General features: G+C 57.7%; 15 protein-coding genes. 7 read left to right on the plus strand and 8 right to left on the minus strand.

Annotated features, from left to right (window positions below):
* Positions 1 to 53: 53 nt before the first annotated feature.
* From D8M23_RS04175 to D8M23_RS04190, 4 genes are all read right to left on the minus strand, one after another.
* Positions 54 to 809, minus strand: coding sequence for a fumarylacetoacetate hydrolase family protein (locus tag D8M23_RS04175; protein ID WP_006888677.1), 756 nt, complete (start codon positions 807 to 809; stop codon positions 54 to 56).
* 64 nt (positions 810 to 873) lie between these two features.
* Positions 874 to 1,671: a glycosyltransferase gene (locus tag D8M23_RS04180; protein ID WP_126853799.1), complete on the minus strand. Its 798-nt coding sequence runs from the start codon at positions 1,669 to 1,671 to the stop codon at positions 874 to 876.
* Positions 1,672 to 1,856: 185 nt separating this feature from the next.
* Positions 1,857 to 2,954 (minus strand): branched-chain amino acid aminotransferase, encoded by a 1,098-nt coding sequence (locus D8M23_RS04185; RefSeq protein WP_126853800.1) that lies wholly within the window; start codon positions 2,952 to 2,954, stop codon positions 1,857 to 1,859.
* A 253-nt stretch (positions 2,955 to 3,207) separates the two neighbouring features.
* The gene (locus tag D8M23_RS04190) at positions 3,208 to 4,272 is read right to left on the minus strand and encodes a 3-isopropylmalate dehydrogenase (RefSeq protein WP_094758055.1); all 1,065 of its coding nucleotides are present in this window, start codon (positions 4,270 to 4,272) and stop codon (positions 3,208 to 3,210) included.
* A gap of 157 nt (positions 4,273 to 4,429) precedes the next feature.
* On the opposite strand from D8M23_RS04190, the gene D8M23_RS04195 reads away from it, so the two are divergent.
* The 7 genes from D8M23_RS04195 (at position 4,430) to D8M23_RS04225 (ending at position 17,169) form a co-directional block, all read left to right on the plus strand.
* On the plus strand, positions 4,430 to 5,707 hold the full coding sequence (locus tag D8M23_RS04195) for a sensor histidine kinase (protein ID WP_126853801.1): 1,278 nt from the start codon (positions 4,430 to 4,432) through the stop codon (positions 5,705 to 5,707).
* A 42-nt stretch (positions 5,708 to 5,749) separates the two neighbouring features.
* Entirely contained in the window at positions 5,750 to 6,469 is a 720-nt protein-coding gene (locus tag D8M23_RS04200; protein ID WP_006888659.1) for a response regulator, read from the plus strand.
* Positions 6,470 to 6,548: 79 nt separating this feature from the next.
* Entirely contained in the window at positions 6,549 to 9,368 is a 2,820-nt protein-coding gene (locus D8M23_RS04205) for an ABC transporter permease (RefSeq protein ID WP_126853802.1), read from the plus strand.
* 199 nt (positions 9,369 to 9,567) lie between these two features.
* Positions 9,568 to 10,329 (plus strand): ABC transporter ATP-binding protein, encoded by a 762-nt coding sequence (locus D8M23_RS04210; protein ID WP_006888662.1) that lies wholly within the window; start codon positions 9,568 to 9,570, stop codon positions 10,327 to 10,329.
* Positions 10,329 to 13,235, plus strand: a complete 2,907-nt coding sequence (locus D8M23_RS04215; RefSeq protein ID WP_126853803.1) for an ABC transporter permease — start codon at positions 10,329 to 10,331, stop codon at positions 13,233 to 13,235. The genes D8M23_RS04210 and D8M23_RS04215 overlap by 1 nt, the downstream gene beginning before the upstream one ends.
* Positions 13,236 to 13,669: 434 nt before the next feature.
* Positions 13,670 to 14,431 carry an ABC transporter ATP-binding protein gene (locus D8M23_RS04220; protein WP_037235444.1) on the plus strand — a complete coding sequence of 254 codons (762 nt, stop codon included), beginning with the start codon at positions 13,670 to 13,672 and terminating at the stop codon, positions 14,429 to 14,431.
* A gap of 2 nt (positions 14,432 to 14,433) precedes the next feature.
* Positions 14,434 to 17,169 (plus strand): ABC transporter permease, encoded by a 2,736-nt coding sequence (locus D8M23_RS04225; protein ID WP_126853804.1) that lies wholly within the window; start codon positions 14,434 to 14,436, stop codon positions 17,167 to 17,169.
* Between the two features lie 173 nt (positions 17,170 to 17,342).
* Here the strand turns inward: D8M23_RS04225 and metG are convergent, their stop codons facing one another.
* The 4 genes from metG to ilvC all read right to left on the minus strand — a co-directional run bounded on the left by metG (position 17,343) and on the right by ilvC (position 22,302).
* The gene (gene metG / locus D8M23_RS04230) at positions 17,343 to 18,890 is read right to left on the minus strand and encodes a methionine--tRNA ligase (protein WP_126853805.1); all 1,548 of its coding nucleotides are present in this window, start codon (positions 18,888 to 18,890) and stop codon (positions 17,343 to 17,345) included.
* Positions 18,891 to 19,096: 206 nt separating this feature from the next.
* Positions 19,097 to 19,918: a YwqG family protein gene (locus D8M23_RS04235; protein WP_238693754.1), complete on the minus strand. Its 822-nt coding sequence runs from the start codon at positions 19,916 to 19,918 to the stop codon at positions 19,097 to 19,099.
* A gap of 212 nt (positions 19,919 to 20,130) precedes the next feature.
* Positions 20,131 to 20,964, minus strand: a complete 834-nt coding sequence (locus D8M23_RS04240) for a YwqG family protein (protein ID WP_126853807.1) — start codon at positions 20,962 to 20,964, stop codon at positions 20,131 to 20,133.
* A 309-nt stretch (positions 20,965 to 21,273) separates the two neighbouring features.
* On the minus strand, positions 21,274 to 22,302 hold the full coding sequence (ilvC, locus tag D8M23_RS04245; protein ID WP_126853808.1) for a ketol-acid reductoisomerase: 1,029 nt from the start codon (positions 22,300 to 22,302) through the stop codon (positions 21,274 to 21,276).
* Positions 22,303 to 22,390 lie beyond the last annotated feature (88 nt).

Below are 22,390 nucleotides of genomic sequence, written 5' to 3' on the forward strand. Positions count from 1 at the left end.
GCGGGGCGGGGGTGCTGTTCGGTACCCGCTTACCTGGTGCCGGGTGGGGTGGGTTAGCTGCGGATTCGGGTGACGAGCGCGCCGATTCCTTCAACTTCCACCTCGACCTCGTTGCCTTCGTGCAGCACGGTGGTTCCTGCGGGGGTTCCGGTGAGGATAATGTCGCCCGGTAAGAGGGTGAAGACTTCTGATGCGGCGGCGACCAGTTCAGCCACGCTGTAGTGCATCTCGGAGGTGTTGCCTTCTTGGAGGGTGTCACCGTCTACCCAGGTGGTGATGTTCAGCGAGTCGGTGTCGAGCTGGGTTTCGATCCAGGGCCCGAGCGGGGTTGAACCGTCGAAGCTTTTAGCGCGTGTCCATTGGGCGTCGGTGTCCATGACGTCGCGGGCGGTGAGGTCGTTGGCTACGGTGTAGCCGAACACGACTTCGGGTACGCGTTCTAGCGGCACGGATTTTGCGATGCGCCCGATGACGACGGCGAGTTCACCTTCGGGGCTGACCGCCTCGGAGTAGTCAGGGAGGGTGACGGGGTCGCCGGGGCCTACCACGGTGGTGTTGGGTTTGGTGAAGAACTGTGGTGCGGCCGGTGCCGGTGTGCCCGCCCAGTTGGCGATAGCGCCGATTACTTTTGAGCGTGGGATGATGGGCGCGAGTAGGCGCACATCATCTAGCCGGTGGGTTGCACCGGTTGGTTCTATGCCGTTGTAGAACGGGTCACCGGCGAGAACGCGCAGGGTTTCGGCGCCTTCTTCGCCTTCGACGAGGCCGAAGTGTAGTTCGTCATCTACGGTAAATCGTGCAATACGCATACCCTCTAGGGTACCAGCCCGGCGGTGGTGTCAGCCGCCGGGTTGTCTGCGTCTGCGGTGGGGTTTAGCGGGTACGGAAGTATACGGGTTCGCGGCCGGTGCGTCCGCGGCGGGCGTTAATGGTGGCGCGGATGGTTTTGAGGGCTTGCTCTTCGCGTTGGGGGGCGTATTCTTGTTGGCTTTCTTGGGCGTCCCATTGGCGGTGGTAGACGAGTACGTCGGGTACCCGCAGCCCTTGGGTGTCTTCTGCGACGTGCAGGAGCAGCCCCAGGTTTTCGGCGCTGTTGAGGGCGGGCCAGCCTGCGGCTTGGAGTACGCGGTCGGTGCGGTAGATGACGGCGCCGGGGTGTAGCGGGAAGGGCACGGTCCAGAGCCCGGCGAGGGTGCCTTCGGGGTAGGTTTCTGGGGTGTTGGCCCAGTGTTCGGTGCGTTCGCCGGTGCCGTGGATGAGCATGTTTGCGGCGGCCCACCCGGCGTCTGGGTTTTTCTCAAGCTGGTGGATGGTGGCGGCCACGCCTTCGGGGTTGAGCACGTCGTCGGCGTCGAGTTTGAGCAGGTATTCGGCCTCGACCGTAGGGAGTGCGGTGTTGCGGGCCACGGAGGCGCCGCTGCAGAGTTTGCCGGTGGTTAGTTGTGCGTCTGCGTGTTCGACGGGTTGGGTGCTCACGCCGTCCCACACCACGATCCACTGGATGTTGAGGTGGTTGCGGGTTTGGGCCACGGATTGGGCGGTTTCGTGCAGGTGGTCGGCGCGGTCGGGGGCTACGGCGGTAATAATGGCCAGCTTGTGCATGGGGTCTCCCTCGGTTGAACCTGATATATCGGTGGCGCGCACCCGCACCGTGTGGTTTTGAGTGCGCAAAAAGAGGCCCTGCACGGGTGTGACCCGGTTCAGAACCTCCCTTCTGCTTGTCTCAAGTGTACCCCGGCGCGGTGGTGGCGGGTAGGGAATCGGCACGGATTTTAAGCGCGAAACGTGGCTTTCCGGCCGGGGCTGCCTCTATAAGGTGCGTTTCGGTCGAAAAGCCACGTGCGGGGGTGAGCTTTTTAGACGAGGCGGGTCATCCAGCCGTGGCGGTCTTCTACCGTGCCGGTCTGAATACCCACGAGCTCTTCACGCAGGCTCTTGGAGATCTCACCGAACCCTTCGGAGGCTGCGGGAATCTCAAAATCAGCGGCTTTGAGCTTTCCGATGGGGGCGATAACTGCTGCGGTACCGCAGGCGCACACCTCTGTAATATCGCCGGAGGCCACACCGTCACGCCACTCGTTCAGGGTGATGGGGCGTTCCTCAACGGTCATTCCGCGGTCTTTGGCCAGCTGCAGAATTGAGGAGCGAGTAACGCCTTCTAGGATTGTGCCAGTCAGTTCGGGGGTGACCAGCTTGTTCTCTTTGCCGTAGATGAAGAATACGTTCATGCCACCCAGCTCTTCGAGTGCATCGTTGCGGTGCGGGTCTTTGAAGATCACCTGTTTGCAGCCGTTTTCTTCGCCTTCAAGCTGGGCGATCATGGCGGCAGCATAGTTACCGCCGCATTTTGCGGTGCCAGTGCCGCCTTCACCAGCGCGGGCGTACTTCGTGGACAGCCAAATGTCCACCGGCTCGGGGGTGCCGAAGTAGTTACCGGCTGGTGACCCAATCACGTGATACTCCACGTGACGCGCGGGGCGGACCCCCAGGTACGCCTCGGTCGCAATCATAAACGGACGGAAGTAAAACGCTTCTCCCTCACCGCTGGGAACCCATTTTTCATCCGCCTGCACCAGCTGTTTTAGGGACTCGATAAAGGTCTCTTCGGGCAGCTGAGGCAACGCCATACGATATGCTGAGCGGTTTAGGCGCGCCGCGTTCTTCTCGGGCCGGAATGTCCACACCGAACCGTCCGCGTGGCGGTAACCCTTAATACCCTCGAAGATTTCCTGGCCATAGTGAAAAACTGCGGCGGCGGGATCTAAGCTGAGCGGACCGTAGGCGTGCACCCGCGCGTTCGACCATTCACCGCCGGTCTTATAATCACCGTTCCAGTCGATGCTGACCATGTGGTCGGTGAAGTAATCGCCAAACCCGGGGTCGGCTAGGATCTCGGCGCGGCGGGCGTCGCTGGCGGGGTTTTGGTTCGTTTCGTGGCTGAATTCGATGGCCATCGAGGTTCTTCTTCCGTGAGAGTTCGTTACTTGGTGTGCCGCCCGCGAATGAAGGTGAGCGGTGCGCATCGTTAAACTGCGCGGGTGGCGCGTGGGGATGCTGTGGTTCGTGACCACGCCAGCGGTGGGCAAACCGTGTGTGCTCGCCGCACCCTGTTTTAGGGTACCCGATATGGGGGCACCACGCATATTGCTGCCGGGACTGTCTGGCACCGCACACCCGTGCTGGGGTGCGGGTGCCCGGTGGTGGTGGTCAGCCGATAAAGCCCAGCACGTCGTCACCAACCTCAACGGTGGTGCGGGTGCGGGCACCATTGGCGCGCATGTCGGCCTCGACTGCTTCCTCAATGCGCACGGCGGTCGACTCATAGCCCAGATGCCGCAGCAGCAGGGCCGCTGCGAGGATTGTGGCGGTCGGGTTTGCCTTATTCTGCCCCGCAATATCGGGGGCTGAACCGTGCACGGGCTCGAACATTGAGGGGAACTTCCCCACCGCATTAATATTGCCGGAGGCGGCGTACCCGATACCGCCGGTTACTGCACCGGCCTGGTCGGTCAGGATGTCACCGAATAGGTTATCGGTTACGATCACGTCGAACCGTGAGGGGTCGGTGGTCATGAAAATTGTTGCCGCATCAATGTGCAGGTAGTCGGTCTGCACATCGGGGAATTCACGCCCGATCTCCTCAAAAAGGCGGGTGTACAGGCGGCCAGCATGCACCAGCACATTCGTTTTGTGGATGAGGGTCAGCTTCTTGCGGCGGGCTTGTGCCAGCTCGAAGGCGTACCGAATCAGGCGGCTGACCCCGTGTGCGGTGTTGAGCGACACTTCAGTTGCTATCTGCTCCTGCGTGCCCTCACGCAGGGTACCGCCGTTACCCGCGTAGGGGCCTTCGGTGCCTTCACGTACCACCACGAAGTCGATCTCGCCGGGGTTGCTCAGCGGCGACACCGCCCCCGGGTACAGCCGCGCGGGGCGCAGGTTAATGTAGTGGTCGAACGCGAACCGTAGTTTCAGAAGCATCTCACGCTCAATCAGGCCCGAGGGGATATCACCGCTGCGCGGGTCGGCACCAATAGCGCCAAAAAGAATAGCGTCGTGCTTTTTCAGCGCATCCATGGTGCTCTCGGGCAGGGTCTCACCAGTTTTTAGCCAGTGCTCAGCCCCAAGCGAGTAGTCGGTTGAGGTCACGGCGATGCTATCGAGCTCGCATACGCGGTCAAGTACGCGCCGGGCCTGAGCAATAATTTCGGGGCCGATACCGTCGCCAGCGATCACGGCGAGGTCAATACTGTTGGTGAGGTGCTGTTCAGTCATGCTACTACCCTACTGCTGGTGCGGAACCACGCCCACACACAGCCCCGCGAATCTCACAGTGTGGGCAGCCTGAGAACCCCAGCACTTATCATGATGCAGCTGGCGCACATGGCCTTCTCATACCTGAGTAGTAGCTACCCACCGATAAACTTAACCCATGGACTTCACTAGCCGCGTTAATAACTTCCTCGACAAACACCACCGGTGGGGTAATGCCGCGGCTGTTCTGAGCATTCAGATGCTCACCCTGCTGATCTGTTTAGGAACCGCTGACCGTGATGCGGGCGTTGCCTTTATTACTGCGGGTGTGACTACCACCAGCCTGTACTACCGGTACCGCAACCCCTACGGCAGCATCTATGTTTTTACGGTGGCGCTGCTCCTTTCGCTTTTCGCCCCCACCGTCGTTATTTATTCCTACCTGCCGGTGTTATTGGCCGCGTACCATACCGGCCGGCATTGGAACCACAAGGGACGAGCATGCGCATTTATTGGCGGGTGGGTTATCTCATTCCTGGTGGGAGTCCGTAGTTTTATAGCGCTGCTTCACGGCCTTAACCCGGCTGCTGATCCGGTGTTCAATGCCGCCGGTGCAGCTTTCATAGCGCTCTTCGCCCTTTTCTTTTGCGGGCTCACGTTCTCGTTCTTCTGGTTTTTTGGTGCTTCACGGCGTATGCGTGTGCTGCTGCAAGACGAAATCCGTGAGCGCGCCATGCGCCTGGAATTTGAGCAGCAGCAGGAGCGGCGGCTGGCGGCCCAAGACGAACGCACCCGTATTGCCCGGGAAATGCACGATATTGTGGCGCATTCACTCTCCAGTATTATTACGCAGGCCGATGGGGCGCGGTATGCCTCAGCGGCGGCACGGCAGGCTAGCGAAGAAGCCACCGACGCAGATGGCTCACAGCCGGAAACATCTCAAAAAATTGCGGAGCAAACACTCGATACGATCGCCACAACGGCGCGTGGTTCTCTTGCACAGATGCGTTCACTGCTTGGGATACTGCGCACCGACGAGGTGACCATGTACACCCCCGCCCCCAGCCTGGGTGAGGTGCCGATGCTGGTGGAGCAGACACGCGATTCGGGGGTTCCAATCGAGTTCTCGGGTATTAGCGGGGTGCCGCGAGGCACCCTGCCGCAGGGGGCTGAGCTGGCAGCGTACCGGGTGGTGCAGGAGGCGCTGACGAACATCCTTAAGCACGCCCGTGACGCACAGCAGGTGCAGCTGGTGGTGGCCTGGGACAGGGCGGGGCTGGGCATTAGTGCACACAATAGCGCCCCGCAGGGTAAGTTTTCCCCGGTGCCGGGGTCAGGTAACGGGCTGCGCGGCATGGCGGAGCGTGTGAATATGTATGAGGGTGAGCTGAGCTACGGCCCGGACGTTCAGGGCGGTTACACGGTGCGGGCGCACCTGCCATACCGGGAAATTTAGTCAGTGTAGGTTTTGGTTAATTATTCGTGAAGGAGCGTAATAGTGGATGAAAAGATTACGGTAATGCTGGTTGATGATCAGCAGCTGGTGCGTGGCGGGCTGAAGATGCTCGTGGACTCTCAACCCGATTTGCAGGTGGTGATGGAAGCCGATGACGGCGCCGCCGCTGTGGATAGTTATGCGCGCCTGGCGGAGCAGGGGCACGCGCCGAACATTGTGCTGATGGATGTGCGCATGCCGGTACTGGACGGGCTGCAGGCGGCCACGCGCATCCTTGAGATGCACGCCCCCCAATCGCATGTGATTATGCTGACCACCTTCGATTTGGATGAGTACGTGTACTCGGCGGTACGGGCCGGTGCGAGCGGGTTTCTGCTCAAAGACGCCCCGCCGGAGGAGCTGCTGGGGGCGGTGCGCACAGTGTACCGGGGGGATGCGGTGATCGCGCCTTCGGCCACGCGCCGCCTGCTCAAGCACATGATCCCGGTACTGGATACCTCCAGGGAAAATGCTGCAGCCGAAGCGCCGCCGCAGGAGCAGCCGGTGCTGCAGCATCAGGAACTTATTGAGCAGCTGACCCCGCGCGAGTATGAGGTGCTGAAACTGGTGGCTGAGGGCCTGTCGAACTCTGAGATCGGTCGGGAGCTGGTGCTTTCTGAGGCGACTATTAAAACGCATGTGTCGCATGTGTTGAATAAGTTGGACGCACGGGATCGTGTGCAGGCGGTCATCATGGCGTACGAGGCGGGGATCGTGAGTTAGAAGGCGGGAGACCCACGGCGGTGGGTGCGGGCGTGTACGACTGAAACGGTAAAGCTGGACGATAAAAGTAGTGGGAAAATTGGCGAAAAAGGCAACGATGAGGGCACCGTTAGTGACGCTGGTTCGCGCAAATGCGCGCGCTTCATGGCGTAAATACGCGCTCACGGGGGCAGCGGTGGGGATCTCGGCGTTTTTCTTAGCTATGGTAATTCTGCTGAGCCTGTCGTTCAACGCCGCATTTGATGCCCACTTTGAGGATAGGGTCTCGCGCAGTGATGCCGTTGTGGTACCACAAACACTGTTGATGTCGCCAAGCCCCAACAACGGCTCAGACACTCTGACCACTGAGCAGGTGCAGCGCGTCAGGAATGACCCCCATGTTGAGGCCGTCTGGGAGCTGGTGGGAGATTCCTACATCACCGCCGGAACAACAGATAAGTATTTTGTACTCCGGGAGGTTCCTACTCGCACCGACATGTTCCCCTACACGGTGAATGGCCGCATGCCAGCTAATGAGCGGGAGGTGGTGGTCTCCGAGTACGTAGCCGCTGATTTACAGCTAAATATTGGTGATACACTCAGGGGCAACAGTACAACCCGCCATACGCTGGGTGAATACCGTATTGTGGGTACGTTTAAGCCAGCGACGCAGCGGTCTGACGAAACGCGTGCCGTATATGCTGGTGGCTTGTCACTGACCCGGCCGGGAGCGTCCTCAAACACCATTGAGGGTTTAGCCATTAAGCTTAAACCCGGGGCCAGCATCAAAGACTTGGCCGAATCAGCAGGGCTGAACGGGTTTGGTGGGGTCAATTCCGGTGGGCACGCGCTCACGGCAATGACTCCCCACCAATATGCTGATGCTATGCGCGGAATCCAGCATATAGTTCTAGCGGTGTTGACCAGCTCAATGCTCAGCTTTGCCATACTGGCGGTGTTGGTTTCTGCTTTCGTCATCTCTAATACACTGAATGTGCTCATGGCTCAACGCACCCGCGAACTGTCACTGCTGCGAACAGTGGGGATGAATAAACGCTCGCTCCTTGCACTGGTGCTGGGGGAAGCGGTAATTATGGGTGTGGTATCTTCACTGACTGGTATTGTCTTAGCCTATATCTTGTTCGCGGTGGGCACCCTGCTGTTGGATCGCTCCTCCCGTTTCGCAATAACTATCTCAGAGGTGCGGGCTATTACTGAGCTCGTGTTCAGCTCATCGCTCATGCCAGCGGCAATAACCCTAGCTGCATGTTGTACCACCACGCTCATTGCGGCACTTCTGCCAGCGGTGACGGCGATGCGTATTTCTCCTGTACAGGGTCTGCGGCAAGGCACAAAGATCACGGTACATGCCGGTGGTCGGGTGCAGACCATCCTAGGAACCGTGTTTTTCCTGCTTGCTACGGGCTTAGTAGCCTGGGGGTTGTTCCATTCAATAGGCATAGATAATAACGCTAATACAGGATGGCAGAAACGGTTCATATTCTCGGCGCTTGGGGTAGCGTGCCTGCTGGTGGCACTGGTGTTCCTTGCTTATCGGTTTATACCGCTGCTGGTACGCGGGTGGGCGGCGCTTATTGCCCGCACACTAACGGGTGAGATTGCCCGGGCGAATGCGCTGCGCTCCCCCAAACGTACAGTGGCGACCGGGCGTGCCCTGCTGGTGGGGGCGGTTCTGGTGGGTGTTGTGCTCTCTGGCCGGGCCACGCTGGAGTCAATGGTGATGCACACCGTCGATCAGCAGAAGGCTGCGGCAGCATCCCTGTATTTTGGTGCGCCCTCTGCGCTGCCGCCACACGCTACACCGTCCGACGCGCAACATACTGCCGAGAAACAGCCGCAACAGCATAATGAATCAAATTCTTCTGCTGTGGAGACATCGCTGCGTCAGGCACGTGAAGCAGCCCAGCAGGTGCGCAATCTAGCGGGTGTATCCTCAGCTTCTCTGGTGGAGTATGCTGGCGGGTTCGACTATCTGGAGACCGAGCCGTACCACAAGTTCGTTCAAAACCGTATGAGCGAACAGGAATACCAGCGCCTGCGCACCGAAGAATCTACCGCATCCCTGGCGAATACGTATGCGGTTGATACCGCAGATATTACTACGGTACTTCCCGGAGCTGACTCTCATCTGCTGGATGGGGACACGGTGGCACTCTCCCGGCAGGACTGGGAATCCTACCGGGCTGGCGAAACCAGCGAATTCCGGTTTGTTGGCCCCACCGGGGAGATCAAGCTTAAACCTGTACCGTCAAACCTTGACAACCACTCCCCGTATGTCTCCCGTGCAACGGCCGCAAAAGTACAAGACCTTGAGCACCCCCGCACGGTTGAAGGAAGCACTGGGGGCGGCTCCCAGCTGATCATGCAGACCAAACCGCTTACCGGCAATAAAGCTAAAGAACTACGCAAAAACCTGCAGCATATTGCCTCGAAGCATCAGGGGCATTACGTGCTTGGCACTGTTGACACGCGCGCTACTATAACCCAAAGCATGGACTATGCCGTGTATGTTTATATGGCGCTGCTGTCACTCACGCTGCTGATTTCAATGCTGGGGGTGGCGAACACTATCGCGCTTTCAGGGTACGAGCGGGCACACGAAAATGCGCTCTTACGGGTGCTGGGGCTCTCGCGCACACAGCTGCGTTCGGTAGTGATCATGGAGGCGGTGCTGATTACATTCGCGACCGTCACCATTGGGCTTGCTGGCGGTACCATCATCGGTTTCGTAGGCGCCCGGGCGATGGTCCCGGAGCAGTATGAGCTGGTGTACACCATACCGTGGGTGGGGTACGGTTTCACGCTTCTCGCCTCTCTCGTGGCGGCTATCCTCTGCTCGTTTATCCCAGCGGTGCGCGTTTCGCGGCGTTCCCCGGTGGAGGGGCTGCGGACCGACTAAATAATGTCTTGGGCGGGTGCACACATGACAGATTATTTATTACCTTGTAAATAAATTAGTTGCCATGTAAAGCACTAACGCATGTAAGGCTACTTTTTAGCCCGCTCTGACTCCCCACTGCGGTGTTTCCCTAAAAATCATCCTAAAGGATGAGGGATATAACAGGTATTTGAGGGTATCATCTGCAACAATTGAGGGCATGAGTACTACGACTATTGCCGCAGCTGCACCTGCGGTAGCCACACGAAATCTGTTCAAAACCTACGGTAGGGGCGAAGCAACCGTTCATGCCCTGAATAATGTGACCATTGACTTTGAGCGCGGTAAATTTACCGCCATTATGGGGCCTTCCGGCTCGGGTAAATCCACGCTCATGCAAACCTTAGCGACTCTCGACACCCCGGATCGAAACCCTGAAACAAGCATCCAGATTGGCGGCACTGAACTATACGGTCAGAAAGACAACCAGCTCACCGAATTCCGCCGCGAACACGTAGGGTTCATCTTCCAGGCCTTTAACCTCGTACCCACCCTCACCGCCGGGCAAAACATCGACCTGCCGCTGGGGCTAGCCGGCAAAAAACCCGACCCGGTATGGCGCGATTACCTGGTGAAAACCCTGGGTCTTGCCGAACGTCTGAACCACAGGCCCGAGCAGCTTTCGGGTGGTCAGCAGCAGCGTGTGGCGATTGTGCGTGCGCTACTGTCCCGGCCCGAGGTGGTTTTTGCGGATGAGCCGACCGGTAACCTCGACTCTAACTCGGGTACTGAGGTGCTTAAACTTCTGCGGGATGCAGCCACCGAACAGAAACAAACAATTCTGATGGTCACGCACGATGCGCACGCCGCCTCGTACGCAGACCGCGTGGTCTTCCTCAAAGACGGCATGATCGCTGGCGAAATGCTCAACCCCACCCACGACGCCGTCCTACAGGCCATGGGGCAGTTGGAGGGTAAGTAGTGTCTAGTAATCTAAATACAGTGGCGCGCGCGAACCTGCGTGCGTCCAAAGGCAAATATATTCTCACGGGTCTTGGTATTGCCATTTCGTCGTTCTTCATTGCGGCCGTGATTGTGCTGATCAGCTCGCTGCAAGGCACCGTTAGCGCCTCAATCGGCGATGTGCTGACCAAGGCCGATAATATTGTGATCTCTGCCGGGGCAAACGACCAGTCTAACAATAGCGCGAATATTTACCTGGATGAGGAGACCATTAAGAAAATTCAGGAAGACCCGTCGGTAGCCTCAGCCTGGATTGATTACCAGGGTTCGGGCAAGTTCGGTGCCGATAAGACCACGGCCTACTACAACCAGGCCCCCACCAGCACCGACGCATTCCCCTTCAGCATTGACGGTAAGTTGCCCGCGAATGATTCAGAGATTATGCTCTCTAAAATCTTCGCGCAAAAACACAACCTGAAAACCGGTGATAAGGTCACCTCGCAGGATATTGTGGCTTCCGCCTCCGATCCGAGCACCACCGACACTAAGGAGTACACGGTCAGCGGCCTGTTCGACGGCGGGTTCTCGGGCGCCAGCTCAAATGATGCGGTCTTTATTGGCGGCACCGCCTACGGGGAAGCCGCCACCAAGGCCCTTAAGAACAGGCCTGCCGGGGCACCCGAGTACGTGTATCCGGGCGCTACCATGGCGTTTGTTAAATTCAAGGGTGATGACCCGGCCGCTGCACGTACTGAGCTGCAGAATAAGCTCAACACCGGGGACAAAAATACCGAGCCGAAGGTTACAACCGGGAAAGAGTACCTGAAGAAGATACAGGACCAAATCTCGGCTGGGTTCGCGCTTATTGGCACGATCCTGGGCGCTTTCGCGGCACTGGCCTTGCTGGTCTCGTCCTTCGTCATTTCTAATACGTTCGCGGTGCTGATTGGGCAGCGAGTGCGTGAGCTTGCCCTGCTGCGTACCCTGGGGGCGCGTGGCTCCTCACTGGTGCTCATGCTTATCATTGAGGCCCTCGTGGTGGGTATTGTATTCTCAGCGATCGGTGCGTTGGCGGTGTATGCCGTCGCGGGCCTGCTGTCACTGTTGTTTAACAATATTCTGATCACGTACGACCCCATGGCGTTCGTCGCTGGTGTGGCACTGTGCACCATCGTTACAGTGTTGGCTTCGCTGGCCCCGGCCCGCACCGCCCTGCGCATCTCCCCCATTAGCGCAATGGGTGAGACCACCGCCCAGGCCGTGAAGAAGCCCAGCATTATTGGGATGATCGCGGGCGTGCTGGTGGGTATTGGCGGTGCCGTACTGGTCAGTATTGCCATCGGGATGACCAACGACAAGAAGGACTCCGAACAGGCTGTGCTGCTGGTGATGCTGGCTGCCCTGCTGCTCGGTGTGGCGATCTTCCTGCTCACTCCCTGGATTCTGCTGCCGCTGGTACGGGGGCTGGGCACAATGTTCCGCACCCAGACCGGTAAATTGGCGGTCGCTAACGCCCTGCGCTCCCCCAAACGTACGGTCTCAACGGGCCGTGCAGTACTGGTGGGTGCACTGGTGGTCGCTACCGTGCTGACCGGTTACAGCGTCATGAACGCCTCGCTGGCAAAAGCAATGGATAAAACCTTCCCAATCTCGGCGATGGCCGTATACGGTGATGGCTCATCGACCGGTGCCAAGGGCGTGGAGAAAGCCCGCAGCGTTGCCGATAAGGCGCGGGGTTTGAAGAATGTGGAAGCAGCAACTGTGGCCTCTGCTGCGGGTGCCGTGGAGTACACGATCCCTGTGAAGGATACTGACAAGTCGGTGGATCACGCCAGTAACCTGGTGGCGCTGAGCCAAGACGAGCTGGGGAAGGTCATCCCGGGTGAGGCTTCGCAGCAGCTTGCCGATAACACCGTGCTGGTTCCCACCAAGATTTATGAGGCCAGCTCATATAACGATTCAACCCGGCTCAAGGCAACCGGCCCGCGCGGGACTGTGGAGCTGAAACCGATTAAGTCGCAGACCCAGCAGACCCTCTTCATCGTGAATACGGCAACCGGGGCCAAGCTGCAGGATGCCTCCGACCCGAAACCGATTGCTGTTGCAAACGCACCGGAACAGCAGGGTGCACAGGGGCAGCCCGCCCAGGGTGGTGAGCACCAGGCTCCTGCCGATGGAGCACAGGGAGCACCCACCGCTGGGGCTGAGGGCGACGCGTCTCCCGGCGCTACCGGTGCCGGTTCTGAGGGTGCCAGTGCCCCTGCCGGTGGCGGCGCTCAAGGCTCTGCTGCGGGTGCATCCGCTGGGAGTGCCCAGCAGCCGGGCCAGGACGGTGCCGGGCAGCAGGAGCTGGGAACCGTAGCGCGCGGTAACCAGACGATGGTTCTGGTGCGTGCGGCTTCTCCGCTGTCGTCCTCCGATAACGCCGCTTTGCAGGATGAGCTGACTAAAGCTAATGACGGCGTTGATTTTGTGGGCGGTTTGCAGTCGCGGAAACAGATTGACCAGATACTGACTATTCTGCTGGGCTGCACCCTGGCACTGTTGGCTCTGGCAATTGTGATCGCTGTGATTGGCGTGGCGAACACTATGACCCTGTCGGTGAACGAGCGCCGCCGTGAGAACGCGATGCTCCGCTCGCTGGGCCTGTCCCGCAAGCAGCTGCGTCGCATGATTTCGGCCGAGGCAATTCTCATTACCCTAGGCGCGGTGCTGCTGGGCATCTTAGGCGGTATTGGGATTGGGCTGCTCGCGGCGAAGGTTATTTTCACGGCGTCCAATAGTTCCGCTGAGATTGTGGTTGAGCTGCCGTTCTTGGGGCTGGCCTTTGTGGTGCTGGTTGGTTTGCTGTCAGCACTGGTCGCCTCGGCGCTGCCGGCGATACGTTCAGCGCGTATGTCTCCCGTGGAGGGGATGCGCAGCTAGCCGCTGATTCGCTGTCGGTTCCGAACCGTCACAGGGCGGGTTCCCCGGTGTGGGGAACCCGCCCTGTGTTTTTATTGTGCCCGCTAAAGTTAATACAGTTTGTCTGCCGAAACATGCTGAGGATGTACTATTCTGCCTATAATTCTTACACGACGGCGTGTTATTAAATCTTTATTTTCCATTTATTAGACACAGTGTCATATATCACATACACCACTTAGGGTATACATTACCTCATACTCTTTGAATGCAGCTTAAATGCAGCGTATCTACCACTTTTACCACACCATTCCCCGCCGTGCCACCTTAAACCCTGGTCAGGGCCGTATATCATCCGAAAGTATGAGAACCGTTTTTGGGGCCTTCAAAAACTTCACCCCAAAGGATGACAAATGTCAGGGGATATCGCTTTCAATTCCTGAAACAATTAAATCATGACTACTTCAACCATCCCCGCAGGCACTCCTGCGGTAGCCACACGAAACCTCTTCAAAACCTACGGCAAGGGCGAAGCAACCGTTCATGCACTGAACAATGTGAGCGTTGACTTCGAGCACGGCAAATTTACCGCCATTATGGGGCCTTCCGGTTCTGGCAAGTCCACGCTGATGCAGACGCTCGCTACCCTTGATGCGCCCGACCGTAACCCCCAGACTATTATCCGTATCGGCGGCACCGAGCTGTACGGGCAGAAAGACAACCAGCTCACCGAATTCCGCCGCGAACACGTAGGCTTCATCTTCCAGGCCTTTAACCTCGTACCCACCCTCACCGCCGGGCAAAACATCGACCTGCCACTGGGACTGGCCGGCAAAAAACCCGACCCGGTGTGGCGTGACTATCTTGTTCAGACTTTGGGGCTGCAGAACCGCCTGGATCACCGCCCCGAACAGCTCTCCGGCGGCCAGCAGCAGCGCGTTGCCATTGTGCGTGCACTGCTGGCTCGCCCGGAGGTCGTATTTGCGGATGAGCCGACCGGTAACCTCGACTCCAACTCGGGGTCTGAGGTTTTGCGGCTGCTGCGTGATGCGGCGACTGAGCACCAGCAGACCATCCTCATGGTCACGCACGATGCGCACGCCGCCTCGTACGCAGACCGCGTGGTCTTCCTCAAAGACGGCATGATTGCTGGCGAGATGCTCAACCCCACCCACGACGCCGTCCTGCAGGCCATGGGACAGTTGGAAGGTAAGTAAAAATGGCTACTACTACACTAAGTACGGTGGCGCGGGCGAACCTGCGCGCCTCCAAGAAGAAATATATTCTCACGGGTATTGGTATTGCCATTTCGTCGTTCTTCATTTCGGCGGTGCTAATGCTTACCTCCTCGCTTCAGGCGACGCTGGATGCGACCATTGGCGATGTCTACACTAACTCCCAAAACGTGGTGATTTCTGCGGGTATGGCGAACCAAGGCGACGGGAATTCCACCGCTAAGGTCCCGATGTCCAATGACACGCTTAAGAAGCTTCAGGAGTCCCCGGAGGTTAGCTCATCCTGGATTCTGTATGGTGTTTCTGGCACCTACGGGGCCGATAAAGAGAAGGTAACATACGCTTCTACACCGTCGTCAAAGGACCTTTCGCCCTTCAATATTGAGGGGAATCTCCCGTCTAAAGATACAGAACTCCTGGTTGCTAAGAGTTTCGCTGAGAAACACAATCTGAAAATCGGTGATAAGGTGACCATGCCTAATATTGTCACCTCAGCTACCGATAAGGACAATGCGAAAGACACCGAGTATACCCTCACGGCTACTTTCAACACCGGTATCTCAGATTCGCAGATGAGCGACAATATTTTCATTGGCGGCACCAGCCTTGCGGATATCGCGCGTCAGCTTGCCGATGAAGAGGGCGGGATCGTCTCAGACCCCTCCAAACCTATGGCGCCTCAGGCCTTCATTAAGCTCAAGAATAATACCCAGGAATCGCGCGATGCCCTGCAGAAAGAGCTGAACACCGGCGATAAGAACACCACCCCCAAGGTGCTCTCTAACACGCAGATGATGGACCACCTCAAGAAGCAGCTCTCATCGTTCTTCGACGCAGTGGGTACTATCCTCGTCGCCTTCGCAATCCTGGCTCTGTTGGTTTCCTCATTCGTCATTTCGAACACCTTCGCGGTGCTGGTGGGCCAACGGATACGTGAGCTCGCCCTGCTGCGCACCCTTGGTGCCCGTGGTGGTTCGCTGGTGCGAATGCTGCTTATGGAGTCGGTGGTGATTGGCCTGTTCTTCTCCATTATTGGTTCGGCAGCGGTGTATGCAGTCGGCGGGATTTTGAACGCAATGTTCAGCACGTTCGTCGTGAATTTCTCCCCCGTGGCGTTTATTGTGGGTGTGCTCATGTGCACCGTCGTGACCGTGCTCGCCTCGCTCGTCCCGGCCCGTACTGCCCTGCGCATCTCCCCCATTAGCGCCATGAGCGCAAATACTGAGCAGGCCGTGAAGAAGCCCAGCATCATTGGGGGAATCATCGGCGTCGTCTTCGCCATTGCGGGCGGTATTCTCAACGCCGCCGCGCTGAAGGATAATAACGGCGGCACTGCTATTACCACCATTATGTGGGCGTGCCTCTTCTACGCGTTGGCGGTATTCCTGCTCACCCCGTGGATCCTGCTGCCGCTCGTTCGGATTATTGGGTCGGTACTGCGCGGGCAGACCGGTAAACTCGCACTGGCGAACTCCCTGCGCTCGCCTAAACGCACCGTTTCAACCGGGCTCGCCGTGCTGGTGGGAACCCTGGTGATTAGCATCGTGCTAACTGGCCACTCGGTTTTGAGCACATCCATCGCCAAAGAGCTGGATAGGCTATACCCGGTCACAGCGTACGCACCGTTCGGTGAGTCCTCCGTGACCAATAGCAGTGCGAGCGTGACCAAGGCAAAGAATGTGGCCGATAAGATTAAGGGCCTTAAAAACGTTGAAGCCGTTAGTGTTGGCTCGGCTGCGGGCGTAATCGAATACACCGCAAAGCCCGATGATAATGCAGGCTCCACCAATCTCAAAGGCAATGTGATGTCTCTGAGCAATGATGACCTGCACAAGGTAGCCACCGGCGAGTCCAACATTAACCTGAAGGACGACGAGGTGCTCGTGCCCCGGGATATTTGGGACTTGGGCAAGTTCGATAACAACACCCGTCTGAAGATTACCGGGCCGCTGGGAACGGTCGAGGCCAAACCCATTAAGGCAGAGACCAAAGAGCCGTTCTTCGTGGTGAACCCGGCAACCGGCGCTAAGGTGCAGGATGCCTCCAACCCGCAGCCAGCCACTACTGAGCAGGCTATGCCGGAAGACCCCGCCGCACAGGAAGCGCTCATGAAGGCTGCTCAGGAAAACCCGGCCCTGGCACGCAGCTTCGCGGTACGCGGTACCGCAACTATGGTGCTCATGCGGGCAAAGACCCCGCTCACCAGCTCCGATAACAGCCAGCTGCAGAGCGAGCTTGCTAAGGCAAATGACGGCACCGAGTTCCAGGGCGGACTGAAGGTTCGTAAGATTAACGATCAGAATCTGAGTATTATGCTCAATGCGTCCCTGATCCTGCTGGCACTGGCAGTCGTTATTGCGGTGATTGGTGTGGCAAACACTATGACCCTGTCGGTAAACGAGCGCCGCCGTGAGAACGCGATGCTCCGCTCGCTGGGCCTGTCCCGCAAGCAGCTGCGCCGCATGGTCTCAACCGAAGCCGTCATGATTACCCTCGGAGCGCTGGCGATGGGCATCGTCTCAGGCGTACTCATTGGTTTAGTTCTTTCACGAGTACTGGTGCGGTCCACGGGTGAATCCACGGAAATGGTACCTGCCCTGCCAATTACTGGCTTGGTACTCGTGTTGGTAGTGGGCCTATTCGCCGCATTCGCGGCGTCAGCCATCCCGGCCTTCCGGTCGGCACGGCAATCCCCAGTGGAGGGGTTAAGGTCCCGCTAACCTCATAAGGATCCCCGGAAGGGGAAAAGCCCCCGGTGCTTTTGTCGGTTGGAGCCGGGGGCTTCTTCCTGCCCTCACAGCAGTAGCCCGCTAACATTACGAGCAACAGAAAGTCCCGGAGGCAACGGTATTCGTTGCTTCCGGGACTTTTAGCGTATGAAGATACGTGCCGGTTACGCCTCTTTCGGCTCCTCATACCGGGGGAACACCGGCGACGGGGCCGGAAGCTCAGTACCGGCGACCAGAGCATCACCCAGCGCGGTAAACTGGCGCGCATCACCTTCAGCAACACCCAGCAGATCCAGCAGCTTCGCCATGGAGGCGGGCATCACCGGCTGCATGAGGATAGCAACCTGGCGCACCACCTCAAGGGTCACATACAGCACTGTGCCCATGCGTTCCAGCTCACCGTTCTTACGCAAAGCCCACGGCTGCTGCTCCGCGAAATAGGCGTTCGTATCGGCAAGCACCGTCCAGATGCGCTCTAGGGCACGATGGAATGCCTGCTCATCATAGTCCGCGCGAACCGGCTCATACAGGGCGGCAGCATCAGCCAAAATCTTACGATCAGCCTCGGTAAACTCGCCGGGGGTAGGCACCTTACCGTCACAGTTCTTCGCCACCATCGACAGCGAACGCTGCGCCAAATTCCCGAGGTTATTCGCCAAATCCGAATTAATACGGTTCTTAATCGCCTCGGCGGAATACGAGCCGTCCTGCCCGAATGAGACCTCACGCATCAGGAAGAACCGCACCTGGTCCAGCCCGAAGGCCGCCACCAGGTCGGCAGGATCCACCACATTACCCACCGATTTCGACATTTTCTCGCCATTGACCAGCAGGAACCCGTGCCCAAATACGCGTTTGGGCAGTTCAAGACCGGCCGACCAGAGGAACGCAGGCCAGTAGATAGAGTGGAAACGGGTAATGTCCTTACCAATCAGGTGCAGGTCTGCCGGCCAGTATTTGGTGAAAAGCTCCCCCTCAGTGTTCGGGTAGCCCAGGCCAGTCAGGTAGTTAGTCAGCGCATCCACCCACACGTACATAACATGCTTATCATTACCGGGTACGGGCACACCCCAGTCGAAGGTGGTGCGCGAAATTGAGAGGTCATTCAGTCCGCCCTTGACGAACGAGGTCAGCTCATTGCGGCGCGACTCGGGGTAAATGTAGCCCTGAGTTGCGTAAAGCTCCAGCAGCTTATCGGCATACTTTGAGAGGCGGAAGAAATACGACTCTTCCTCAGTCCATTCGACTTCCGTTCCGGTGGCAATAGCGTAACGCTGCCCGTCACGTTCTTCTGTCTCGTCCTCAGCATAGTAGGCTTCATCGCGTACGGAGTACCATCCGGCGTATTTATCGAGGTAGATATCCCCGTTCTCTTCCATACGCTTCCAGATTGCTTGAGATGCCTCATAATGGTCCGGATCCGTAGTGCGAATAAAGCGATCGTAACTAATGCCGAGAGCATCATTCATCGCCTTGAAACGGGCGGAGTTCTCATCGGCGAGTTCTTTGGCGGTTTTCCCCTGTTTCTCAGCGGTGGTCTGCATCTTCTGCCCGTGTTCGTCGGTGCCCGTCATAAAGCGCACGTCAAAACCGTCGAGTCGCTTGAAACGTGCCAACACATCGGCGGCAATGGTCTCATAGGCATGACCGATGTGGGGGTTTCCGTTGGGGTAAGAAATCGCAGTCGTGATGTAGAAGGGGGTAGCACTCATAACTATTAATCTTACCGCAGTTTTTCAGCATAGATGCGGCGAAACAGTAATGCGACAAGCCGCCGTCATGTACCCGCGCACAACCCCAGCTGCAGTAGCAGATCCCCTCGCACATGTTGCACGCTGCACACCGTGACGGTGCTCAGCACGCAGCATGTGCGAAGGGGTCACCTGCGTTTACAACAGTGCGTTGTAGGCTGGGCCCGTTAGCCGCATGACCACTCATAGAAGACCTGCGAGAAGTCACGGGCTGCCAACCGGTCCGGAGCAATCACCCAGTTCGCCGTACCACAATCACCCCAGAGCACGCCTATGTTCGAGTTTATCGTTAACAGGTTAACGGTACGCCTGCGAATATCAGAGTTTTCAGGGTATTCGCGGCGTGGATCACCCTGTACAAAGTCCGGTAACCCACCAAGCCTTGAGTAGTCCCCTGAACCAGTAAATTCCTCAATTTCTTCCACCTCAAAATCTTCAAGGTCAAAAAGGCTCGTAATAGCCTGTTCCGGGTATGCCTGGTTCCACCTCTCAAGCAGCGGGTGATTTATCGAATCGTTCGGGGCAAATATTTCCCGCCCAGGCGTCGTAAATGCGAGTGCACACTCACTTTTGATAGGCCACCAGAATTCCCGCTCATGATCCTCCCAAGTCGCTACCGCATCCGGATTCGCTTCACCCAGCTGAGGATAATAGATCACACGGTGGTTCTCTCCCTTATATATCCCCCACTTATCTATCCCCCACCCTGCGTTTGTGCTCACCCAGAACTGCACCATGCCGGTGGGCGGATAAATAGGATTCTCCGGCAGCTCAGCACAATTAATCTGCGCGATCATGCCCATCGGTACCCCGTCCGAGTCGGTGGGTGCCTCCACCCCAGCGGGCAGATACGGCACTCCCCCGAACTTCGAGACGGTCACCGGCAGCGGCTCAGCGGCCTCAGAGGGCTTAATCCTAATAGTGGGTAACGGGTTCTCGGTATAGAGCTCTTCAACAAGGGCAGCAGCTTTCTCAACAATATCGCTCACAGGAAGCTCTCCTTCAACGGTTCTATCTATGGTCATTGCTGGGTTGTGCAGGTGTTTCCACCTGCGCCCTAGCTTAATGAGAGCACTCTCCCGAGCCAATACACAACCGATTTCGTCATTACCCACTTTTCCTCATCTGACAAACCCCGGTTAGGGGCAGCGCTCGGCACCAGAATGTGCCAGGAGGTCAGCCCGTGTTTTTACAGAGGCCGCTAACAGCATGACCACTCATAGAAGACCTGCGAGAAGTCACGGGCTGCCAACCGGTCGGGAGCAATCAACCAGTTCGCCGTACCGCCATCACCCCAGATCACCAAATATTCTTCGCCATCCCAGACTGAGTCCATCGTCAGCAGGTTCACGGTGCACCCACGCTCCTCAGCATTCTCATGGTAGTAACGCGGGTCGCCCTGCACAAAGTCTGGTAAACCGCCAATCTTCGAGTAATCCCGTGAACCGGTGAACTTCTCAATCTCTTCCAGAACATCGCCGTCCTCAAAATTGTCAAGGTCAAAAAGAGACTTAATGGTCTGTTCCGGGTATGCCTGGTTCCACCTCTCAATCAGCGGGTGGTTCACTGAATCCTTGTACGGGGAGAATATTTCATGCTCCAACACCACAAATTCGAGTGCGCATTCGTGCTCCACCGGCAGCCAAATATCATGTTCATCGTCATTCATAGTTGCTACCGCATTTGGGTTCGCCTCACCCAGCTGAGGGTAATAGATAACGCGGCGGTCATTTTCGCCGCCTAATCCCCAATCGTCACCGCCCCCTATCCAGAACTGCACCATACCGGTAGGCGGGTAAATGGGGGTCTCGGGCAGTTCAGCACAGTTAATCTGCGCGATCATGGCCATTGGGTTCCCATCTGAGTCGGTGGGTGCCTCCACATCGACAGGAAGATACGGCACTCCCCCGAACTTTGAGACGGTCACCGGCAGCGGCTCAGCAGCCTTAGATGCCTTAATCTCAATAACGGGTAACGGGTTTTCAGCATTGAGCTGTTTAATAAGGGCGATAGCTTTCTCGGCAGTGCTGCTCATGGGAACTCCTTCGATGGCTCTGAGCTACGGTAGTTAGGGGTTACAGGCGTCACCGCCTGTGTTCTCCGCATTAATTAGAGCACCTTCCTGAACCAGCACACAATTGGTTTCGTCATTGCCCGTTTTTCCTCACCTGATGTACCCCTCATCAGGATTGGCACAACATTATCTAGTTCCGAACCGCCAAGCTGCTGGCAGAAAACTTTAGGGTACTACATGAGCTGCAATAAACGCTTCAAAGACCAAACGCATACAAAGGGGTGCCCACCATGAATGGCAGGCACCCCTGTAACGTTATTAGCTCAGCGCTTAGCGAGCCACCGAACCTTCGGTGTAGTCATCATCCACGGTGTTCCACGAGAACAGCTCACGCAGCTTACGGCCGGTAGCCTCAATCGGGTGCGACTCGCCCTGAGCGCGCAGAGCCTTGAACTCGGGTGCACCAGCAGCCTGGTCGTCCATGAAACGCTTAGCGAACGCGCCGTTCTGAATATCAGCCAGCACAGCCTTCATGTTCTCCTTAACCTCGGGAGAAATCACGCGCGGGCCAGAAACATAGTCACCATACTCGGCGGTGTCAGAAATCGACCAGCGCTGCTTAGCAATACCGCCCTCAATCATCAGATCCACGATCAGCTTCAGCTCGTGCAGCACCTCAAAGTACGCGATCTCAGGCTGGTACCCTGCCTCAGTCAGCACCTCAAAACCGTACTGCACCAGCTGCGAGGTAGACCCGCACAGCACAGCCTGCTCACCGAACAGGTCAGACTCGGTCTCTTCGGTGAAAGTGGTCTTAATAACGCCCGCACGGGTAGCACCCAGCGCCTTAGCATACGACAGGGCCAATGCCAGGGCCTCACCCGAGGCGTCCTTCTCAACGGCAACAAGAGCGGGAACACCACGGCCTGCCTCGTACTCGCGGCGCACCGTGTGCCCCGGACCCTTCGGGGCGACCATAGCGACATCCACACCCTCGGGTGCGGTAATGTAGCCAAAGCGGATATTGAAACCGTGCGCGAAAAACAGCGCATTGCCGGGCTTCAAGTTAGGTTCGATGCTCTCAGCGTAGACCTTAGCCTGCACCTGATCCGGGGTCAGAATCATAATGACATCTGCCTCAGCGGCGGCCTCGGCAACGGTCGCCACACGCAGCCCTTCAGCCTCAGCCTTGGCACGGGACTTGGAGCCCTCAGCCAAGCCAACAATAACCTTCACGCCAGAATCACGCAGGTTCAATGCGTGGGCGTGACCCTGCGAACCGTAACCGATAATCGCGACGGTACGGCCCTGGACCAGGGAAAGATCTGCATCGTCGTTGTAGAAAATGGTTGCTGCCATTTCTTCTCCTAATATTTTGGTGTTTACCCGCTAAGGGCTCAGTGAATAAGTTTACTAGATGCGGTACCGTGCAGAAGGTTTAAACGCC

It is taken from the genome of Rothia sp. HSID18067, assembly GCF_003989445.1.
GTDB lineage: Bacteria > Actinomycetota > Actinomycetes > Actinomycetales > Micrococcaceae > Rothia > Rothia aeria.